Origin of the sequence: Blastococcus colisei, from assembly GCF_006717095.1 — a bacterium.
GTDB lineage: Bacteria > Actinomycetota > Actinomycetes > Mycobacteriales > Geodermatophilaceae > Blastococcus_B > Blastococcus_B colisei.
Genome location: NZ_VFQE01000001.1, coordinates 2,270,250 through 2,290,027 on the forward strand (window position 1 = coordinate 2,270,250; position 19,778 = coordinate 2,290,027).

The window sequence follows — 19,778 nt, forward strand, 5'->3', positions numbered from 1 at the left end:
ACGGTGCTGGGGTCATGGTGCTGGCTGGCGGGGGTGGTGTCACCCGTACCGGCGGTCATGGCCGCCAGCGGGCGTGCCGGGTGCGCGGCTCACCGTGCCGGACGAGTTCGAGCCGCGGGCGTGGTCCCTCGCTGCGCCCGGTCTGCGGCCGGCGGCTGCCTGCCGCGAAGGGCTTGGGCCAGACCGCGCCCGGGCCGGTGTACCCCTGCTCGGCGGCCGCGTGCAGTGTCCACTGTGGGTCGTAGAGGTGGGGGCGGCCGAGCGCGCAGAGGTCCGCGCGGCCGGCGAGCAGGATGGAGTTGACGTCGTCGTAGCTGGAGATCGCCCCCACGGCGATCACCGCACAGCCGAACTCGCGGCCCACCTCGTTGCGGATCCGGTCGGCGTAGGGCGTCTGGTAGCTGCGGCCGAACGCGGGTCGCTCGTCCTTCACGACCTGCCCGGTGGACACGTCGATCGCCGCGGCCCCGTGCTCGGCGAAGGCCCGGGCCACCCGGACGGCGTCGTCGACGTCGGTGCCGCCCTCGTACCAGTCGGTCGCGGAGATGCGCACGGTCATCGGCCGCTCGGCCGGCCAGGCCGCACGGACGGCGTCGAACACCTCGAGCGGGAACCGGAGGCGGTTCTCCAGCGAGCCGCCGTACCGGTCGGTGCGCCGGTTGGCCAGCGGGGAGATGAACGAGGACAGCAGGTAACCGTGCGCGCAGTGCAGTTCCAGGACGTCGAAGCCGGCCCGTGCGGCGGCCTCGGCGTTGCGCACGAACTCGTCGCGGAGGTCGGCGAGTTCGGCCTCGCTCAGCTCGCGCGGCACCTGGTTGGCGGGGGAGTAGGGGACCGCCGACGGGGCGACCACCTCCCAGTTGCCCGCGGGCAGCGGGTCGTCGATGCCCTCCCACATCAGCTGGGTGGAGCCCTTGCGGCCGGAGTGCCCGAGCTGGACCCCGATCTTCGCGTCGGTGGCGTCGTGCACGAAGTCGACGACGCGGGTCCAGGCGGCCTCCTGCTCCGGCGTGTACAGCCCGCTGCACCCGGGGGTGATCCGGCCCTCCGGGGAGGTGCAGACCATCTCGGTCATCACCAGCGCCGCGCCGCCCAGGGCCTTGCTGCCCAGATGGACCAGGTGGAAGTCGGTCGGCAGCCCGTCGTCGGCGGAGTACATGTCCATCGCCGAGACGATGATCCGGTTCTTCAGCTCGAGCTCGCCCAGCCGGAAGGGCTGGAACATCGGCGGACGCGGCTCGGCCGGTTCCGGCTGGCTGCGGGCGAACCACTCGTCGATGCCGGCGACGAACTCGGGGTCGCGCAGCCGCAGGTTCTCGTGGGTCACCCGGCGGCTGCGCGTGATGATGTTGAAGGCGAACTGCTCGGGGTCCTGGTGGACGTAGTGCCCGATGTCCTCGAACCACTCCAGGCTGGCCTGGGCGGCGCGCTGGGTGGAGAGCACGACGGGGCGCCGCTCCTCCTCGTAGGCGGTCAGCGCGCTGTCGAGGTCGGGATGCTCGTGCAGACAGGCGGCCAGCGCGAGGGCGTCCTCCATGGCCAGCTTCGTGCCCGACCCGATGGAGAAGTGCGCGGTGTGCGCGGCGTCGCCGATGAGCACCAGGTTGCCGTGCCGCCAGGTCTCGTTGCGCAGCGACAGGAAGTTGAGCCACTTCGAGTTGTTGGCGAAGACCTTGTGGCCGCCGAGGACGTCGGCGAACAGGTGCTCGACCAGCTCGATCGACTTCGTGTCGCTCTCGCCCGGGGGGAGGTCCAGGACGGCGATGTCCCCGAATGCCCGCTGCCACACGTCGTCGTGCATCTCGACGATGAAGGTGCTGCCGGTGCGGTCGTAGGGATAGCCGTGGATCTGCATGACGCCGTGCGGCGTCTCCTCGACGTAGAACTTGAACGCCTCGAAGACGAGGTCGGTGCCCAGCCACATGTACTTGCTGTGCCGGGTCTCCAGGGTCGGCCGGAACACGTCCTCGTAGGCCGCGCGCACCTGGGAGCGGGCGCCGTCGCCGGCGAGCACGAGGTCGTACTCGGCGCGCAGGAGCTCGGGGTCCGGTGCGGACGTGCGGAAGTGGACGGTGACGCCGAGGTCGTCGCAGCGGCGCTGCAGGATGCCGAGCAGCTCCTTGCGGCTCATCGCGGCGAAGCCGTGCCCGCCCGAGGTGGTCACCGTGCCGCGGAAGTGGACGTCGATGTCGTCCCACCGGGCGAAGTGCCGCTCCATCTCGCGGAAGACGACCGGGTCGGCGTGCTCGATGCCCCCGAGCGTCTCGTCGGAGAACACGACGCCGAAGCCGAAGGTGTCGTCCGGAGCGTTGCGCTCCCACACCGTCACCTCGTGGGACGGATCGAGCTGCTTGACCAGCGCGGAGAAGTACAGGCCGCCCGGGCCTCCGCCGACAACCGCGATGCGCATGGGTCGTCCTCCTGCTCGCTGGCCCGTGGGCCCAGGATATGCCGCCTTTGCGACGGGCGTCAACGGAACGAGAGATGGGCGGTCAGCGCAGCCGGTACCGCTGGAGCTTGCCGGTGCTCGTCCGGGGGAGCTCCTCGACGAACTCCACCACCCGCGGGCGCTTGTAGGGCGCGATCGCCTGCTTGACGAAGTCCACGAGCTCGGCGGCCGGGACGTCCCGGGTGCGGTCGGGGTTCAGCACGACGAAGGCCTTGACGACCATCCCGCGCTCGGCGTCGGGTGCGCCGACGACGGCGCAGTCGACGACCTCGGGGTGGCCGAGCAGCGCCTGCTCGACCTCCGGCCCGGCGATGTTGTACCCCGCGGAGACGATCATGTCGTCGGTCCGCGCCTGGTAGACGAAGTAGCCGTCGGCGTCGCGGACGTAGGTGTCTCCCGTGACGTTCCAGCCGTGGCGGACGTAGATCTCCTGGCGGTCGCCGCCCAGGTACCGGCAGCCCGTGGGCCCGCGGACGGCGAGGTGGCCGGGCGTCCCGTCGGGCACGGGCCGGCCCTCGTCGTCGAGGACGGCGGCGGTGTAGCCGGGCACCGCGCGGCCGGTCGAGCCGGGCCGGATGTCGTCGTCGGCGGCCGCGATGAAGATGTGCAGCATTTCGGTCGCGCCGATCCCGTCGATGACCTTCAGCCCGGTCGCCTCGTGGACGGCGCGCCACACCGACTCGGGCAGCGCCTCGCCGGCCGACACCGCGCGCCGGACGCCGGCCAGCTTGTCGGCGTGCCCGCCGGCGAGGATCGCCTTGTAGGCCGTCGGCGCGGTGAACAGGACGGTCACCGCGTGCTCGGCCACGGCGTCGGCGAGCACGTCGGGGGTCGCGCGCTCGAGCAGGAGCACGCTGGCACCGACCCGGAGCGGGAAGACCACCAGACCGCCGAGGCCGAAGGTGAACCCGATCGGCGGGGAGCCGGTGAAGACGTCGTCCGGCTCGGGGCGCAGCACGTGGGCTGCGAAGGTGTCGGCGATGGCGAGCACGTCCCGGTGGAAGTGCATGGTCGCCTTCGGTCGCCCGGTGGTTCCGGAGGTGAAGGCCAGCAGCGCGACGTCGTCGGCGGCGGTGTCGACGTCGGGGAACTCCGCCGGCTTGCCCGCGGCCCGGGCGCACAGGTCGTCGGGCCCCGTGGAACCGAAGACCACCGTCGTCAGGCCGGGGATCGCGGCGCGCTCGAGAGCCTCGGTCAACCGGTGGTCGCACAGGGCGACGGCGGGGCGGCACATCTCGCCCATCGTCGCGAGCTCGCCGGCCCGCAGCAGCGGCATCGTGGTCACCGCGACGCCGCCGGCCTTCAGCACACCCAGCCAGCAGGCGACCAGCCACGGCTCGTTGTAGCCGCGCAGCAGCACGCGGTTGCCCGGGACCAGGCCCAGGTCGTCGACGAGGACGGCGGCGATCCGGTTGGCCTGCGCCCGCAGGTCGCCGTAGCTCCACACGGCCCCGTCGGACGACCGCAGGCAGGGCCGGTCGGGACCCAGGCGGTCGATGGTCGCGTCCAGCAGGGCGGTCGCGCAGTTCAGCCGCTCGCCGTAGTCCAGCGGTCCCAGGTCCAGCACCGGCCACTGGTCGAGCGGGGGCAGGTTGTCCCGGCTGAACGTGTCCCGGTGGGCGGAGGGGCTCAGCGCGGCAATCTGCGTCATCGAGGTACCTCTCCCGGGGTGCGGCGAGCGCGGCGTCCCGAACGCTATGGCGTCTACCTAACGAGAGTCAACAACGCGCAATGAGCGGGCGGATGCGGGCTGGGTCATCGCTATCGTGAGCCGGTGACCGTCGTCGAGGAGGCAACCGGCCAGGCCGGTGCGCTGCAGCCACGGCAGCTCATCGTCACGCTGTACGGGCTCTACGCCCGCGAGCACGGCAGCTGGCTGTCCATCGCCGCCGTCGTCCGGTTGATGGCCGACCTCGGGGTCGAGGAGTCGGCCGTGCGCTCCTCGATCTCCCGGCTCAAGAGGCGCGGGCTGCTGGATTCCCGGCGGGTGGACGGGGTCGCCGGCTACGCGCTCACCGAGGTGGCCCAGGAGATCCTGGCCGACGGCGATGCGCGCATCTTCGGCCGGCGCCGAGCGGACGAGGACGACGGCTGGCTGCTCGTCGTGTTCTCCGTGCCCGAGTCCGAACGGGACCGCCGGCACCAGCTCCGGTCCCAGCTGACCCGGCTCGGCTTCGGCACGGTGGCCCCGGGCGTCTGGGTGGCCCCCGGCCACCTGGCGGACGAGGCCGCCGAGATTCTCGGCCGCCGGGGCCTGGCCGGGTACGTCGAGCTCTTCCGCGGCGCCCAGCCGGCCCTGGGGGAGGCCCGTGACAACGTGGCCCGCTGGTGGGACGTGGACCACCTGCACGCCCGTTACGCGGAGTTCCTCGACCGTCAGGAGCCGGTGCGCGAACGGCTGTCGGCCGACGGCGGCGTCGATCGGGAGCAGGCGTTCGCCGACTACGTGCGGCTGCTCACCGACTGGCGGCGGCTGCCCTACGCCGACCCCGGGCTGCCGCTGCACCTGTTGCCCGCCGACTGGAACGGCGCCCGGGCCGCGGACCTCTTCGGCGACCTCCGGGGCCGGCTGGCCGGGCCGGCGCACGACCACGCCCGCCGGCTGATCGGCATCTGATCGAGGCGCTTCCGCACGGAAGCCGGCGGGTCGTCCTCGGGGTCGGCAGGGTCCGGAGCCACCCTGATGCGTACGGCGGTCGTCATGCGCCCTCGATGACCGCAGGCATCCGCATGAGGGCGGTCGCGCGCGGCGAGATGCCCGGGGTCACTCAGGCGGGGAGGGCCGCGATGCCCTGCACCTCGACCAGCGCCTCGACGTCCCAGAGGCGGGCGATGCCGATGCCGGCCATCGCCGGGTAGTCGGAGCCGACGAGCCGTCGCCAGACGGCGCCGATCTCCCGGGCGTGGGCGCGGTAGTCCTCGATGTCGACGGCGTAGACGGTCAGCGTGGCCAGGTGCTCCGGTTCGCCGCCGGCTGCGCGCAGGGCGGTCAGCAGGTTGCCGAGAGCCCGCTCGAACTGGGCGACGACGCCGTCGCCCACGATCCGCCCCTCCGCGTCGAGAGCGGTCTGCCCGGCCAGGAACACGATCCGGTTGCTGTCGGCGAGCACCGCGTGCGAGAAGCCGGCCGGCCGGGCCAGTTCCGGGGGGTTGATCCGCTCGAAGCCACTCGATGTTCCCGATTCGCTCCCGCGGGGCCCTCCGCTCCTCGCTCGTTCCTCGCTGCGATGCTCACGCCCCTGTCCGCTCATGACTGCACAGCTCCTCCGTCGACGTTGAGCCCCTGGCCGGTGATCGCCCCGCTGTGCACGCACATCAGCACGGCGTCGGCGACCTCCTCCGGATCGATCAGCCGCCCGATCGGCTGGCGGCGGGCCAGCGTCTCGCGCGCCTCGGCCTCGGACCGCCCGGTGGTGGCGCTGATCGTTGCGACGGTGCCGGCGGTCATCGGGGTGTCCACGTACCCCGGGCACACGGCGTTCACCGTGACCCCCTTCGTGGCGACCTCCGCGGCCGCCGACCGGACCAGCCCGAGCAGCCCGTGCTTGCTCGCGGTGTAGGCGCTGACGTACGGGTCGCCGCGCTTGGCGGCGATCGACGCCACGGCGACCACCCGTCCCCAGCGCTGCTCGACCATGCCGGGCAGGGCACGGCGCAGCAGCCGGAACGGCGCGGTGAGATTGAGGTCCAGCATGCGGGCCCAGTCCTCGTCGCTCGTGCGTGCCAGCGGTGCGGACGTGCCGGCGCCGGCGTTGAGCACGAGCACCTCGACCGGGCCGCCCCACTCCGCCTCGACCCGGGAGACGACCGTGTCCGCGGCGGCGGGGTCGGTCAGGTCGGCCGGCACGACGAGCGAGGGGGCGGGCAGCCGGGCGGCCAGCGCGGTGAGCTCGTCGGCGCTGCGGGCGGTGAGCGCGACGGAGTGGCCCTCGGCGGACAGGCGCTGCGCGACCGCGGCGCCGATGCCCCGTCCTGCCCCGGTGACGAGGCAGCGACGGGCAGGCACCGCCGGAGCTTGCCACTTCCCCTTGACGCCCGTCAACATGGCGACATACCCCGGAAGGGCGTCGGCCCGACGCCGTCGCAGGTCGTCCGCGAGCGGCCCGGGGACGTCGAGGAGAAGGGGCGCACGGATGAAGATCGAGGAGTTCACCGACATCCGGTACGAGGTGGAGGAGGACAACCACGCGGTCATCACGATCGACCGGCCCGACCGGATGAACTCCTTCCGTGGCCGCACGGTCGACGAGCTGATCTCGGCGTTCAAGTACGCCTGGGCCGACCGCCGCGTCGCCGCCGTCGTCCTCACCGCGACCGGCGAGCGTGCGTTCTGCACCGGCGGCGACGTCAAGGAACGCGCGGAGACCGGTGGCTACGGCGAGACGGAGTGGGGCACCTTCGAGATCGAGCGGCTGCACCGGATCATCCGGGACATCCCCAAGCCGGTGATCGCCGCCGTCAACGGCATCGCGATCGGCGGCGGGCACGTGCTGCACGTGCTGTGCGACCTCACCGTCGCCGCCGAGAACGCCACGTTCGCGCAGGCGGGGCCCCGCGTCGGCTCCTTCGACGCCGGCTTCGGGTCGGCCTACCTGGCCCGGGTCGTGGGGGAGAAGCGGGCGCGGCAGATCTGGTTCCTGCTCGACCGCTACGACGCCGTCACGGCCGAGCGCTGGGGGCTGGTCAACGAGGTCGTGCCCAAGGAGCAGCTGCTCGAGAAGGCGCGGGAGTGGGCCCGGAAGATCGGCTCCTACTCGCCGACCGCCATCAAGTTCCTCAAGCACTCGTTCAACGCCGACAGCGACCACATGAGCGGCATCTCGCACCTGGCCTTCGACGGGCTCGCCCACTACGCCACGAGCGAGGAAGGCATGGAGGGCGCGCGGGCCTTCGCCGAGAAGCGGCCGCCGGACTTCTCGAAGTACCGCTGACGCCGGCTCAGGCGGCGGGGCGGGTGCGGACGAGGTTCATCGCGAGCAACCGCAGGACGACGTCGCCGCCGGAGTCGACGAGCTCGACCCTGGTCCGCAGCAACCCGCGATCGGGCTTGCTGCGGGACAGGCGGGCCTCCTCGACGGTGGTGCGCAGCGACAGCTCGTCGCCCGGACGGACCGGCTTGACCCAGCGCAGCTCGTCCACCCCGGGGGAGCCGAGGCTCGAGGCGGGGGAGAGGTACTCCTGGGCGAGCAGCCGCATCATCAGCGCGCAGGTGTGCCAGCCGCTCGCGATGAGGCCGCCGTACGGACCGGACGACGCCGCCTCCCGGTCCACGTGGAAGGGCTGGGGGTCGAACCGGCGCCCGAAGTCCACCAGTTCCGCCTCGTCCACCCGGATCGAGCCGTGCTCGGCGGTCGTCCCCACGACGTAGTCCTCGAACCAACGCTCGCTCATGCGGGCACCGTACGGGCGTCGGCCGTGGTGCCTGCCGACACCACCGACGAGCTACAGCATGCTTGACTGGTAGCAGGAACGTGTAGAACACCGGTCGGGGAGGATCTTCCGCATGCTCGACGGACACGTGCTGGTGGACGCGCACGTGCACGTGCCCCACCTGTCCTCGCTGGCGCCCGCCTGGGTGGACTGGGCGCGGCAGTTCGGCCGGCCCGGCGTGCTGGAGGAGATCTGGCACGCCGACGGGACGCCCGATCCGGCCGCGCTGGACCGGCTGTTCGCCGACGAGGGCGTCGACGCCGCGCTCCTCTTCTGCGAGTACAGCCCCAAGGCCACCGGATACCAGCGGTTCGACGACCTGCTGCCGCTCGTCGACGGGAACCCGCGCCGTTTCCGTCCCGTCGCCAACGTCAATCCGCACCTGCACTTCCCGATCGCCCGGGAGGTGGAGAGACAGTTGGACCTCGGTGCGGCGGCACTGAAGATCCATCCCGTCCACGGCGGGTTCCGGGCCGACGACGCGGCGATGTATCCCGCCTACGCCGTCCTCGTCGAGCGCGGGGTGCCCCTCGTCGTGCACTGCGGGACCAGCAGCTTCCCGGGGTCGACGAACGCCTACGCGGACCCGCAGCTGCTCGACGCCGTTCTCCGTGACTTCCCCGACCTGCACGTGGTGCTCGCCCACGGTGGCCGCGGGTGGTGGTACGACGCCGCGGCGTTCCTCGCCGTCTCCCGTCCGAACGTGTGGATCGAGCTGTCCGGTCTGCCGCCCAAGCGGCTGCCGGAGTACTACGCCCGCTTCGACCTGGCGCGCCTCGCCCGGAAGTGGATCTACGGGACCGACTGGCCGGGAGTCCCCGGTCAAGCCGCCAACGCCCGGGCCGTCGCCTCGCTGGGCCTGCCCGACGACGTCGTCTCGCTCGTGCTCGGCGGGAACGCCAGGCGGGTCTACTCGGGCGTCCTGCCGCCCGACTGAGGCGCAGGAAGGACGCTCGGGCGAGTCCACCGTCGCATCGGCGTCAGGCGCGGCGGGGCAGGACCATGCACGTGAGGCGGGCGCTCGCGGTGAGCCGACCGGAGTCATCGGTGACCTCGACGAGGAAGGAGGCCACCGGCTGACCGTCACCGACCGGCGTGCAGACCGCGGTGACGTGCCCGGAGGTGACGGCCCGCACGTAGCTGGCACTGAGCTCGATGCCCACCACACTCGCCTCCGGCCCGGCCCGCAGAGCTGCGGCGTACGAGCCGACCGTCTCGACCAGGCTGCACGTGGCCCCGCCGTGCAGGAGGCCGTAGGGCTGGGTGTTGCCCTCGACGGGCATGCGGGCGACGAGGCGGTCGAGGTCCCAGTCGACGATCTCGATGCCGAGCTTCTCGTCCAGAGCGCTGAAGGTGTCCGAGGGCAGCCAGTCCGGCGCTTCGGTGGGCATGCGCCCACCCTAGATGACCTATTCCAAGGGGTTGCCGTTCTCGATCACGTTCCTGCGGGAACGTCGTCAAGCTGAGAGCCTTGACCGCGTTCCCGCGGGAACGTCGGCGGTATCGGTCGGCGAGCCTTGAGCAGGTGAGAGGCGAGGGTGCCCACGCTCGGCGTTGGAACCCAACGTCGAACCTCGGAGGTCCTCGTGGACGCCGATCTGGACACCCTCGCAACCGCACTCTATGTCCGCGCCGATGACCTGTTGAAGGCCTTTCCGGAGCGGGCTCCGGCCCGGCCGAGGGTCGGAATCGCCCCGAAGATCACCGACGCGGAGCTGGTCACGCTGGCCGTCATGCAGGCGTTGGCCGGCCGTCCGAGTGAGGCCCGCTGGCTGCGCTACGCCCACGCGGAGCTGCGGCATCTGTTCCCGTATCTGCCCCTGCAGCCGGCCTACAACAAGCGGCTGCGACGCCTGGCCGACACGATCGCCTGGCTGATCACCGCGCTCGCCCGCGACACCAGCCTGTTCACCGATGACGTGTGGGTCGTTGACTCCACGCCAGTCGAGTGCGCCCGCTCCAGGGAGACCGTCCGCCGCTCGGATCTGGCCGGCTGGGCGGAGTACGGCTACTGCGCCAGCCACTCCCGGTTGTTCTGGGGCCTGCGGCTGCACCTGCTGTGCACGCTGCACGGGCTGCCGGTCGGCTTCGCCCTCACCGGCGCCAAGGCCGACGAGCGCGCGGTGCTCCTCGACATCCTCGACGCCGACCCCGCCCTGACCGCTGACCGCCGCGAGCAGGTCGTGATTGCGGACAAGAACTACTACGGCCGCGAGTTCGAAGGCACCCTCGCCGACGCGGGGTTGAACCTGCTGCGCCCGGCACGCAAGGGTGAAGCCGAACGCCCGGGGACGCGCTTCTTCAGGCCATTACGCCAGGTCATCGAGTCGATCAACGACACCCTTAAAGGCCAACTCGACCTCGAACAACACGGCGGACACACCCCCGGAGGAGTCTGGGTCCGAGTCCTGCAACGCGTCCTGGCCCTGACCGCCGCAATCTGGCACAACGACCGCATCGGCGCCCCCGTCGCCCGCTGCCTCACCGTCTACGACCACTAAACCCTTGGAATAGGTCATCTAGGGCCGCGCGCACCATGGGTGGATGGCCGAGCCGGGAGTGCCCGCATACGTGGCGCTCGGTGACTCCATCTCGATCGACGACTACGCCGGGGGGCCCGGCCGCGGTGCGGCGAGCCTGCTGTTCACCAACCGCGACGAGGACTTCCCGGAGTGGCGCGGACACGACCTGCGGACGGTCACCCCGGGGACGACGTCCTCCCTGTCCGCCACGGACGGCGCGACCACCCGGACCCTCCTGCAGGCGCAGCTCCCGCGGCTCCGGGCGCTGGGGGAGCGACCGACGCTGGTGACCCTGACGATCGGCGGGAACGACCTGCTCGGCGCCTACGGCGACACCGGCGCGGCCCGCGCGGCGGTCATCGGCGGCGTGCGCGCGGCGGTCGACACCGCGCTGGCCGAACTGCGCGACGTCTGCGCACCGGCGGCCAGGATCGTGGTCGGGACCGTCTACGACCCCAGCGACGGCACCGGCGACGCCGCCCGGCTCGGCCTTCCCTCGTGGCCCGATGCGGTGCCGGTGATCGCGGAGCTGAACGACACGCTGCGCGCGGTGGCCGGCCCGCACGGCGCCGTCGTCGCGGAGATCGCGGCGGTCTTCTCCGGCCACGGACTGCGTGCCGGGGACCCCACCGGCGCGACGCGCGACCGGCGGAGCGGGACCTGTGGTTCTGCAACCTCATCGAGCCGGATGCCTGGGGCGCCGGCGGTGTCCGTGCCGCCTTCTGGGCGGCCGTCCGCGACGGCCGAGGGTGACCGGGCGACGGTGCCCCGAGCACGTTCGACATGGACGCGGCGGCGGGTCCTCGCGGTCGGGGGACGGCTCGCCCTGGGGGCTCTGCTGGCCGGCTGCACGGCACGGGATCAGGAGGAACCGATGTCCGGTGACCGCTCCGCACAGCTGACGGCACGTCCACCGGAGAACGCGCCGGAGCCTCCGCGCGAGCCCGTCGAGCCGGGCGATCATCCGCTCGGTCTCGTGGCCGATCGGGACCCGGTCCTGCACGTGCCCCCGGGGTTCGATCCGGCAGCGGCGGCGCCCCTGGTGGTCTCGCTGCACGGGGCGGGCGGCTCGGCGGCCGGGGGGCTGGCTCTCCTCTCGGCCCTGGCGGACGAGCACGGCCTCCTGGTCCTGGCGCCGGCGTCCCGCGGATCGACGTGGGACGCGATCCGCGGGCGGTACGGCGCGGACCGGGCGCTCGTGGACCAGGCCCTGGAGACGGTGTTCACGACCGTCCGCGTGGACCCCGAGCGCATCGCCGTGGCCGGGTTCTCCGACGGCGCTTCGTACGCACTGGGGCTCGGGCTGGCCAACGGTGTGCTCTTCCGCCGGATCGTCGCGTTCTCCCCGGGGTTCGTGCCGTCCGCGAGCCGGCAGGGCCGACCGGACGTGTACGTCTCCCACGGCGACGCCGACGACGTCCTCCCGGTCGGACGGACCAGCCGCCGGATCGTCCCTGCGCTCGAGGAGGACGGCTACGACGTCATCTACCGGGAGTTCGCCGGTGGGCACACCGTGCCGCCCGGGATCGCCCGGGAGGCCGTCGAGTGGCTCGACCGGGGTGGTGCCGGATGAGCCCGGAGCGCGGAACGGGTCTGGCGACACCGCCGGCCGGGTAGCGGTGCGGCATGGACGTGATCAGCGTGGGGAAGGCCGGCCTGCAAGGCTGGCGCGGAAAGGTGGCGGACGCCGTGGCGGGGCCGGTGGCCCGCCGCGCGGGTGTGGCCGACGACCAGGTGCGCGCCGCGGTCGGGGCGCTCTTCTTCGTCCTCTCGGTGCTCTACGTCGCCGGCGCGGTCAAGCGCCTGGCGAGCGCGCGCTGAGCTCCGGCGGGGTACCGGGCGCGATGGAGGAACGTCGGGAGGGCAGCATCCGGCTCCGCGACGGCCGGACGCTGACCTACGCCGAATGGGGTGACCCGGACGGCCGCCCCGTGCTCGGCTGCCACGGGTCGCCGAGCTCCCGGCTGGAGCGGCACGTCGAGGATCCCGACGCCTACCGGCGGTGGGGGGTGCGCCTCGTCGTCCCCGACCGACCCGGCTTCGGCCGGTCGGATCCGCAGCCCGGCCGGCGGGTGATGGACTGGCCGGACGACGTCCGCGCGCTGGTGGACCACCTGGGGATCGACCGGTTCGCCGTCCTCAGCCTGTCCGGTGGCGCCGCCTACGCGCTGGCCTGCGCCCACGTGCTCGGGGACCGGGTGAGCGGCGTCGGTGTACTGGGCGGCGCCCCACCGCCGGACGTTCCCTGGCCGTGGCCCCGCTGGGTGCCCGAGCGGGTCCGGTCGGCCGCGCACCGGCCGACTCGGGCGGCGGCGCTGCTCCAGCCGGTGTTCGCGCCGATCGCCCTGCGGCCGGCGACGATCCCGCGGTACCTCCAGGTGCGGCTGAACCCCGCCGACCGCCGGGTGATCGGCCGGCCGGCCGTCCGGCGGATCCTGTCCGAGACCTTCACCGAGGGACTGCGGAACGGGGCGGGTGCGCTGGCCGAGGACCGTGCGCTGCTGTTCCGGCCGTGGGGTTTCCCGTTGTCCGCGGTGCGGCAGCGCGTCCATGTCTGGCACGGGACGCAGGACTGGCAGGTGCCGGTCTCGCTCGGCCAGGTGCTCGTCGCGATGCTGCCGCACTGCACGGCGCACTGGTTCCCCGGCGAAGGTCACTTCCTCGTGTTCGACCACGCCGAGGAGATCTACGCGGCCCTACGTCCCTGACCGGCAGGTTCCCGACCACGGGCGGGCCAGATGTGCTTGGCTGACGGCCGCCCGCAGCCGGCCCGAAGGGAACCCGATGTCCGTCCTCTCCAGCTTCGCCGAGGCGCTGTCCACCGGAGGCGTCGAGGTGGTGGACCTGACGGCGCCGCTGTCGTCGGACACGCCCGTGATCGCCCTGCCGGAGCAGTTCGCGCAGACCGCTCCCTTCCGGTTGGAGGAGCTCAGCCGCTACGACGACCGGGGCCCGGCCTGGTACTGGAACAACTTCCGCACCGGCGAGCACACCGGAACCCACTTCGACGCCCCCAACCACTGGGTCACCGGACGGGACGGGGACGACGTCGCGTCGGTGCCGCCCCGGCGGTTCATCGCGCCGGCCGTCGTCCTGGACTTCTCCGCCCAGGCCGCCGCGGACCCCGACTTCCTGCTGGAGGTCGAGCACGTCCGCGCGTGGGAGGCCGAGCACGGCCCGCTGCCCGACGGCGGCTGGCTGCTGTTCCGCACCGGGTGGGCCGCGCGGTCGGCGTCGCAGCAGGAGTTCCTGAACGCCGACGAGAACGGCCCGCACACACCGGGACTGTCTCCGGCCTGCGCCCGCTGGCTGGCCGAGGAGACGCCGGTCATCGGGCTCGGGGTGGAGACCGTCGGCACCGACGCCGGCACGGCGCACTCCTTCGACCCGCCGTTCCCGTGCCACGCCGCGCTGATGGGCAGCGGGAAGTACGGGCTCACCCAGCTGCAGAACCTCGACCGGCTGCCCACGACCGGCGCGCTCGTCGTCGCGGCCCCGCTGCCGATCGTGTCCGGCTCCGGCTCGCCGCTGCGGGTGGTGGCCCTGGTCGAGCGGGGATGAGCGGAGCGCGGACGACGGTCGCCGAGACCGTCGGCGAGGTACTGGTCCGCTCCGGGATCGACGCCGTCTTCGGGGTCGTGGGCTCGGGCAACTTCGCCGTGACCAACGCGATGGTCGCCTCCGGCGCCCGGTACGTGCCCGCCCGGCACGAGGGCGGGGCGGCCACGATGGCCGACGCCTACGCCCGCATGTCCGGGGGTGTGGCGGCGTTGAGCGTCCACCAGGGCTGCGGCCTGACCAATGCGCTGACCGGCATCACCGAGGCGGCGAAGAGCCGGACCCCGCTGGTGGTCGTGACCGCGGAGGCCACCTCCCGCCGGTCCAACTTCTTCGTCGACCAGCAGGCGCTCGCCGCGGCCGTCGGCGCCGTGCCGATGCGGGTGGAGGCCGCGGAACAGGCGGCGGAGGTCGCGGCGGGGGCGGTGGCCACCGCCCGGGACGACCGGCGGGTCGTCGTCCTCAACCTCCCGCTGGACGTGCAGGCGCAGCCCGCCTCCCCGGGCGACCCGGGACCGGCTCCGGCGCGACCGTCGGCCGCCGCCCTGCCCGACGACGTCGAGCGGCTGGCAGACGCGCTGCGGCGGGCACGGCGCCCGGTGTTCGTGGCCGGGCGGGGCGCCCGGGGAGCCGGCTCCCGCGCCGCGCTCGAGGGGCTCGCCGACCGGTGCGGTGCCCTGCTGGCGACGTCCGCGGTCGCCAAGGGGCTGTTCCGCGGCAGCCCGTGGGACCTCGACGTGTCCGGCGGTTTCGCCACCCCGCTGGCCGCGGAGCTCATCTCCGGGGCCGACCTGATCGTCGGCTGGGGGTGCGCCCTGAACATGTGGACGATGCGCCACGGGAAGCTGATCGCCGACGACGCCGTCGTCGTGCAGGTGGACAGCGACGCCGACGCGATCGGCGCCCAGCGCACCGTGACCTTCGGGGTCGTGGGCGATGTGCGTGCCGTCGCCCGGGCGACGGCCACCGTCCTCGCGGCGGACGCGCCCGGATACCGGACGGCGGAGGTGCGGGCCGCCCTCGCGGCGCGGCGACGCTGGCGGGACGAGCCGTTCGACGACGGCGGGGGAGCGGGCCTGGTCGACCCGCGGGCGCTCACCATCGCGCTGGACGACCTGCTGCCGGCCGAGCGCATCGTCGCCGTGGACTCCGGCAACTTCATGGGCTACCCGAGCATGTTCCTCGACGTCCCCGACGAGTTCGGGTTCTGCTTCACGCAGGCGTTCCAGTCGGTCGGGCTGGGGCTGGCGACCGCCATCGGCGCCGCCGTCGCCCGGCCCGACCGCCTGCCGGTCGCCGCCCTGGGCGACGGCGGCGCGCTCATGGGCGCCTCCGAACTGGAGACGGTCGTGCGCCTCGGCCTGCCGATGGTCGTCGTCGTGTACGACGACGCCGCCTACGGTGCCGAGGTGCACCACTTCGGGCCGGGCGGGCACCCGCTGGACACCGTCCGGTTCCCCGAGACCGACTTCGCCGCGATCGCCCGGGGCCTCGGCTTCGAGGCGGTCACCGTGCGGGCCGTCGCCGACCTCGACCCCGTGCGGCAGTGGCTGGCCGGCCCGCGGTCCGCGCCGTTGCTCGTCGACGCCAAGGTGACCCGCGACCAGCCGTCCTGGTGGCTGGAGGAGGCCTTCCGCGGGCACTGACGCGCGAGTGCACCGGAGCCGCCTGCTGCCCGGTCAGACCGGGGAACGGGAACCGGCCGCCGCCGGAACGTCCTCCTCCGCCTCCTCCGACGGGGGCTGGGCGACCGTGTTGTCGCTGAAGGCCGCGCCTGCGCCGCCCTCGCGCGCGGACCGTTGCGCCGGTGGCGGGGGTGGCCCCTGCGGCAGCGCGGCGGGATCGGCCCGGCCCCACTCGTTCTCGACGTCGCTGAGCAGCGCCTCCAGGTAGGAGCGCAACTGCACCCGGCAGGCCTGGCCGAAGGCCTTGAGGTAGGCGACCTGCTCCTCGAGCTCCTCGACGCTCCGCTGCGGGGCGTCCGCGCCCATCGGGGCCGGGCCGGTCATCTTCGCCGCCGCCTCCTGGGCCGCCTGGATGATCGCCCCCGCGTTCTCGCGAGCCTCGCGAACCCGCTCCTCGTACTCGGCGCGGGCCTCGCTGGTCATCTGGCGGCTGAACTCCTCGGCCTCGGCCACGTAGTTGTCGGCTGTCTGCTGGGCGCTGGCGAGGATCCGGACGGCCTGCTCGCTGGGGGGCGCCGGCGCCACGGTCTCCTCCACCTGGGACTGCAGAGCACGGAGCCGGTCGCGCAGCTCCGCCTTCTCGGCGATGTGCCGGCCCAGCTCCTCGGCGAGGCGGTGCAGGAGCCGGTCGACCTCGCTGTCGGCGTAGCCCGGGTGCAGCATCGAGGCCCGGGTGAACCGGACGTTGTGCAGGTCGGCGGGCGTGATGCCTCGGTCGCCGTTCGCGGACCCGTGCGCTGTGCTGCTCATTCGGTCACCTCTCCGTCAACACTGGGCCCCGGTCGGCTGGGGGCGAAGACCTCGCTCGAGATCCGTCGTGGTGGAACGCCGTGCTGCGTCAGCCGTCCGACGGTGTCCTCGACCATCGCGGCGGGTCCGGCGACGCAGACCTCGCGGCTGTTCCACGGGCCGTGCCGCAGGACCACGTCACCGACGTCCCCGTTCTCCAGGGACGACACCTTGTCCTCGGAGACGGCGTAGGTGACGGTCAGCCACGAATTCTCCTCCTGCAGCCGGTCGAGGTCGGCCCGGTCGTAGATCTGGTCCTCGGTACGGAAGCCGGCGAACAGGTCCACCCTCCGGGCGGGGCCGTGCCGCGCCACCTGGTCGATGATCGCCTTGAGCGGGGCCAGGCCCAGGCCACCGGCCACCAGCAGGAGGTCGCGGTCGGCCTCGGGGTCGAGTGCCAGGTGGCCCATGGGCGGCCCCAGGCGCAGCACGTCGCCGACGCCCACCCGGCGCACGAGCGCGGAGCTCACCGGCCCGCCGTCCCGGGACTTGACGTGCAGCTCGAGGACGCCGTCCGGCCGCGGCGCGTTGGCGGGGGAGTAGTAGCGCCACAGCCGGGGCCGCAGATCCGACTCGAGCGACACCGACTGACCGGGGAGGTAGTCGTAGCGCGCCCGCGGCCGGACCCGGAGGACGGCGACGTCGATGGTGCGCCGCTCGTGCCCCACCACGTCGGCGTCCCACCAGGCGGGCTGCTCGGCCGCCTCGTCGGCGGCGGCGATCATGACCTCGGCGACGAGGGTGTACGCCTCGCTCCAGTCCTTGGCGAGCTCCGGGCTCCACTCCTCGTCGAAGTGCTCGAGCGTCGCCAGCAGGCTGGCCCCGGCGGCCGGGTAGTGCGCCGCCAGGGTCCCGAACTTGCGGTGGTCGCGGCCCAGCTGCTGGAGGATCGGGACCAGTGAGTCCAGGTCGTCGACGCGCGTGACGACCTCGCCCAGGGCGGTGAAGAACCGGTCGCGCTGGTGGGCCATCGAGACGGGGAACATCGCCCGCGTCTCGGGATGGCTCAGGAACAAGTGCGAATAGAAGTACAGCGGGGCCTCGTCGCCGGTGGCCGCGGCCTTCGCGAAGTTGGCCCGCATCGCGGGGATGTCCACGCGCGCCTCCTCAGGGGGTGGGCGCCCGGCCCGCCACGCGCCTCGGGGGCGCGGGGACCGGACGATGTGGGGGCTCAGGCGCTGTGGCGCCCGCTCCGCTCGGAGGCGCCGGGTGTCTCCTCCGTCGCCAGGTCGGCCTGCCAGAGGTCGGGCCCGAACACCTCGTACTGGATGTCGCGGGCCGGCACGCCACGGTCGAGAAGGGCACTGCGCACCGCCTGCATGAAGGGCAGCGGGCCGCAGAGGTAGTAGCCGGCGTCGTCGGGCAGCTTGACGTCGTCGAGGTCCATCTGCCCGCTGTGGATCTCGGCGGGCAGGGTGCTCTCCCCGCCGCGCTCGAACCAGACGTGCGCCGACGCGCCCGGCAGGTACCGGACGTCCTCGAGCACCTGGTCGCGCAGCGCGAAAGAGGCCTCGTCGGCGTCGGCGTGCAGGAGCGTGATCGGCAGGTGCGACCCGGCTGCCGCCAGGTGGGAGAGCATGCCGGCCATCGGGGTGACGCCGATGCCGGCGCTGGCGAACACGACCGGCCGGGAGTCGTCGAGGACGACGTCGCCGAACGGCAGCGACATCGTCAGCCGGTCGCCGACCTGCACGCGGTCGCAGAGGTAGTTGGAGACCTCGCCGTCGGGTGTGCCGCTCCCGTGGACCCGCTTGACCGAGAACTGGCGGTGCTCGCCGTCGTCGGCCTTCGTGAGGCTGTACTGGCGCGGCTGGCGCACGCCGTCGGGCATCGGCACCTGCACGGTCACGTACTGACCGGGCAGCGAGGTCTTCACCAGGCGGTCGTCGGTCCTGCGCATCCGGAAGGTGACGACGTCCTCGGTCTCCTGCACCTTCTCGGCGACCTCCCACTCGCGCCACACGGTCTCCGGCCGCACCCCCCGGGCGCTGTAGAGGCCCCGTTCCTGGTTGATGAGCGCGTAGGCCATCAGCCAGTAGACCTCGTCCCACGCCGCCGCCACCTCGGGCGTCACGGCATCGCCGAGCACGTCGGCGATCGCCCAGAACAGATTGTCGTGGACGACGTCGTACTGGGCCGGGGTGATGCCGAGCGAGGCGTGCTTGTGGGCGATGCGCGAGAGCAGGTGCTCGGGGAGCTGCTCGGGCACCTTCACCAGGGAGGTCGCGAAGACCGCCACCGAGCCGGCGAGGGCCATCTGCTGGGTCTTCTCCGCCTGGTTGCCGCGGTTGAAGACGCCGTCGACCAGTTCCGGATGCTCACCGAAGAGATGCGCGTAGAAGCGGGTGGCGATCTCCTCGATGTTGTCGGCGACCACCGGGAGCGTCGCCTCGATCACGGGACGGGATCGGTCAGAGAGCACGTGTCCTCCTTGCCAGTCGACTAGCCCCCCGCTGGCGCGGTCACGTTCCGCTCGTCGTCGGCTACCCGTTCATGCGGATCTGAGACGTGCGGATTCCAGCCGGGCGTGTCGCAGCCCAGGAGGACCGCTCCGGATTGGGGCAGGCTGGTCGGTGTGGATGCCAGGGGGACGGCGCCGGTCGGAGCGCTGCCGAACGTCGTGATCATCGGTGCGATGAAGTGCGGGACCACCTCCCTGCACCGCTACCTCGACCTGCATCCCGACGTCGCGATGTCCCGCCGGAAGGAGCTCAACTTCTTCGTCGGGTGCGCGGACGGGGAGCTCGACTGGGCGCGCGGGAACTGGTGGCGGGGCCCGGCCTGGTACGCCACGCAGTTCGACGCGACCGCCGCCGTCCGGGGGGAGGCCTCGCCCGGGTACACCTCGCCGTCCCATCCCGAGGTCGCCGGGCGGCTGGCGGCGCTGATCCCGGACGCCCGCCTGGTGTACGCCGTCCGCGACCCGGTGGACAGGGCGGTCTCGCAGTACTCGCACCACCGGCGGGAGGGGGCGGAGACCCGGGAGCCGGAGGAGGCCCTGCTCGATCCCGGCAGCCAGTACGTCGCCCGGGGGCGGTACCTCGAGCGGCTGAGCCCGTTCCTGTCCGCGGGCCTCGGCGACCGCGTCACCGTCGTCGCCCAGGAGCAGCTCAGGGACCGGCCCCGGCCGACGATGCGCCGGCTGTTCTCCTGCCTCGGCATCGACGACGACTACTGGTCGCCGGCGATGGAGGAGCGGCGGAACACCGCGCCGGAGCAGCCGGGAGACCTGAGCGGCAGGGTGCGGGACCGGCTCCGCGAGGCCTTCCGGGACGACGCCCAGCGGCTGCGCGACGTCACGGGGGAGGACTTCCCGGAGTGGTCGGTCTGACGGGCCGACCGGCT

Annotated in this window: 19 protein-coding genes; 10 read left to right on the plus strand and 9 right to left on the minus strand. The window is 73.1% G+C overall.

Annotation, left to right across the window (positions count from 1 at the left end; translation table 11 throughout):
* Positions 1–55 precede the first annotated feature (55 nt).
* A complete protein-coding gene (locus FHU33_RS10845) occupies positions 56–2,410 on the minus strand; it encodes a bifunctional salicylyl-CoA 5-hydroxylase/oxidoreductase (RefSeq protein WP_142025375.1) in 2,355 nt (784 codons plus the stop codon).
* An 82-nt stretch (positions 2,411–2,492) separates the two neighbouring features.
* On the minus strand, positions 2,493–4,100 hold the full coding sequence (locus FHU33_RS10850; protein WP_142025376.1) for an AMP-binding protein: 1,608 nt from the start codon (positions 4,098–4,100) through the stop codon (positions 2,493–2,495).
* A 123-nt stretch (positions 4,101–4,223) separates the two neighbouring features.
* On the opposite strand from FHU33_RS10850, the gene FHU33_RS10855 reads away from it, so the two are divergent.
* Positions 4,224–5,066, plus strand: coding sequence for a PaaX family transcriptional regulator (locus FHU33_RS10855; protein WP_142025377.1), 843 nt, complete (start codon positions 4,224–4,226; stop codon positions 5,064–5,066).
* A gap of 151 nt (positions 5,067–5,217) precedes the next feature.
* Here FHU33_RS10855 and FHU33_RS10860 read toward each other — a convergent pair whose 3' ends face one another.
* A complete protein-coding gene (locus FHU33_RS10860) occupies positions 5,218–5,700 on the minus strand; it encodes a RidA family protein (protein WP_246063500.1) in 483 nt (160 codons plus the stop codon).
* A complete protein-coding gene (locus FHU33_RS10865; protein ID WP_142025378.1) occupies positions 5,697–6,455 on the minus strand; it encodes an SDR family NAD(P)-dependent oxidoreductase in 759 nt (252 codons plus the stop codon). The genes FHU33_RS10860 and FHU33_RS10865 overlap by 4 nt, the downstream gene beginning before the upstream one ends.
* Positions 6,456–6,582: 127 nt before the next feature.
* Between FHU33_RS10865 and FHU33_RS10870 the strand changes: the two genes are divergently transcribed.
* A complete protein-coding gene (locus FHU33_RS10870; protein ID WP_211355070.1) occupies positions 6,583–7,380 on the plus strand; it encodes an enoyl-CoA hydratase-related protein in 798 nt (265 codons plus the stop codon).
* A gap of 7 nt (positions 7,381–7,387) precedes the next feature.
* On the opposite strand, the gene FHU33_RS10875 is transcribed toward FHU33_RS10870, so the two are convergent.
* On the minus strand, positions 7,388–7,840 hold the full coding sequence (locus FHU33_RS10875; RefSeq protein ID WP_142025379.1) for a MaoC family dehydratase: 453 nt from the start codon (positions 7,838–7,840) through the stop codon (positions 7,388–7,390).
* A 112-nt stretch (positions 7,841–7,952) separates the two neighbouring features.
* Here FHU33_RS10875 and FHU33_RS10880 point away from each other — a divergent pair, with 112 nt between their 5' ends.
* Complete coding sequence (locus FHU33_RS10880; RefSeq protein ID WP_142025380.1) at positions 7,953–8,816, plus strand: amidohydrolase family protein; 864 nt, start codon at positions 7,953–7,955, stop codon at positions 8,814–8,816.
* A 43-nt stretch (positions 8,817–8,859) separates the two neighbouring features.
* Here FHU33_RS10880 and FHU33_RS10885 read toward each other — a convergent pair whose 3' ends face one another.
* On the minus strand, positions 8,860–9,270 hold the full coding sequence (locus tag FHU33_RS10885) for a PaaI family thioesterase (RefSeq protein WP_142025381.1): 411 nt from the start codon (positions 9,268–9,270) through the stop codon (positions 8,860–8,862).
* 195 nt (positions 9,271–9,465) lie between these two features.
* Between FHU33_RS10885 and FHU33_RS10890 the strand changes: the two genes are divergently transcribed.
* The 6 genes from FHU33_RS10890 (at position 9,466) to FHU33_RS10915 (ending at position 15,605) form a co-directional block, all read left to right on the plus strand.
* On the plus strand, positions 9,466–10,380 hold the full coding sequence (locus tag FHU33_RS10890) for an IS982 family transposase (protein WP_142025382.1): 915 nt from the start codon (positions 9,466–9,468) through the stop codon (positions 10,378–10,380).
* 43 nt (positions 10,381–10,423) lie between these two features.
* Positions 10,424–11,974: a GDSL-type esterase/lipase family protein gene (locus tag FHU33_RS10895; RefSeq protein ID WP_142025383.1), complete on the plus strand. Its 1,551-nt coding sequence runs from the start codon at positions 10,424–10,426 to the stop codon at positions 11,972–11,974.
* A 53-nt stretch (positions 11,975–12,027) separates the two neighbouring features.
* The gene (locus tag FHU33_RS10900) at positions 12,028–12,222 is read left to right on the plus strand and encodes a hypothetical protein (protein WP_142025384.1); all 195 of its coding nucleotides are present in this window, start codon (positions 12,028–12,030) and stop codon (positions 12,220–12,222) included.
* 23 nt (positions 12,223–12,245) lie between these two features.
* Complete coding sequence (locus FHU33_RS10905) at positions 12,246–13,109, plus strand: alpha/beta fold hydrolase (protein WP_142025385.1); 864 nt, start codon at positions 12,246–12,248, stop codon at positions 13,107–13,109.
* Between the two features lie 76 nt (positions 13,110–13,185).
* Complete coding sequence (locus tag FHU33_RS10910) at positions 13,186–13,962, plus strand: cyclase family protein (RefSeq protein WP_142025386.1); 777 nt, start codon at positions 13,186–13,188, stop codon at positions 13,960–13,962.
* On the plus strand, positions 13,959–15,605 hold the full coding sequence (locus FHU33_RS10915) for a thiamine pyrophosphate-binding protein (protein WP_142025387.1): 1,647 nt from the start codon (positions 13,959–13,961) through the stop codon (positions 15,603–15,605). The genes FHU33_RS10910 and FHU33_RS10915 overlap by 4 nt, the downstream gene beginning before the upstream one ends.
* 33 nt (positions 15,606–15,638) lie before the next feature.
* On the opposite strand, the gene FHU33_RS10920 is transcribed toward FHU33_RS10915, so the two are convergent.
* From FHU33_RS10920 to FHU33_RS10930, 3 genes are all read right to left on the minus strand, one after another.
* Positions 15,639–16,394 (minus strand): DivIVA domain-containing protein, encoded by a 756-nt coding sequence (locus tag FHU33_RS10920; protein WP_142025388.1) that lies wholly within the window; start codon positions 16,392–16,394, stop codon positions 15,639–15,641.
* The gene (locus tag FHU33_RS10925) at positions 16,391–17,530 is read right to left on the minus strand and encodes a globin domain-containing protein (RefSeq protein WP_142025389.1); all 1,140 of its coding nucleotides are present in this window, start codon (positions 17,528–17,530) and stop codon (positions 16,391–16,393) included. The genes FHU33_RS10920 and FHU33_RS10925 overlap by 4 nt, the downstream gene beginning before the upstream one ends.
* Before the next feature lie 74 nt (positions 17,531–17,604).
* A complete protein-coding gene (locus FHU33_RS10930) occupies positions 17,605–18,855 on the minus strand; it encodes a globin domain-containing protein (RefSeq protein WP_142025390.1) in 1,251 nt (416 codons plus the stop codon).
* A 153-nt stretch (positions 18,856–19,008) separates the two neighbouring features.
* On the opposite strand from FHU33_RS10930, the gene FHU33_RS10935 reads away from it, so the two are divergent.
* Positions 19,009–19,764 (plus strand): sulfotransferase family protein, encoded by a 756-nt coding sequence (locus tag FHU33_RS10935; RefSeq protein WP_142025391.1) that lies wholly within the window; start codon positions 19,009–19,011, stop codon positions 19,762–19,764.
* Positions 19,765–19,778 lie beyond the last annotated feature (14 nt).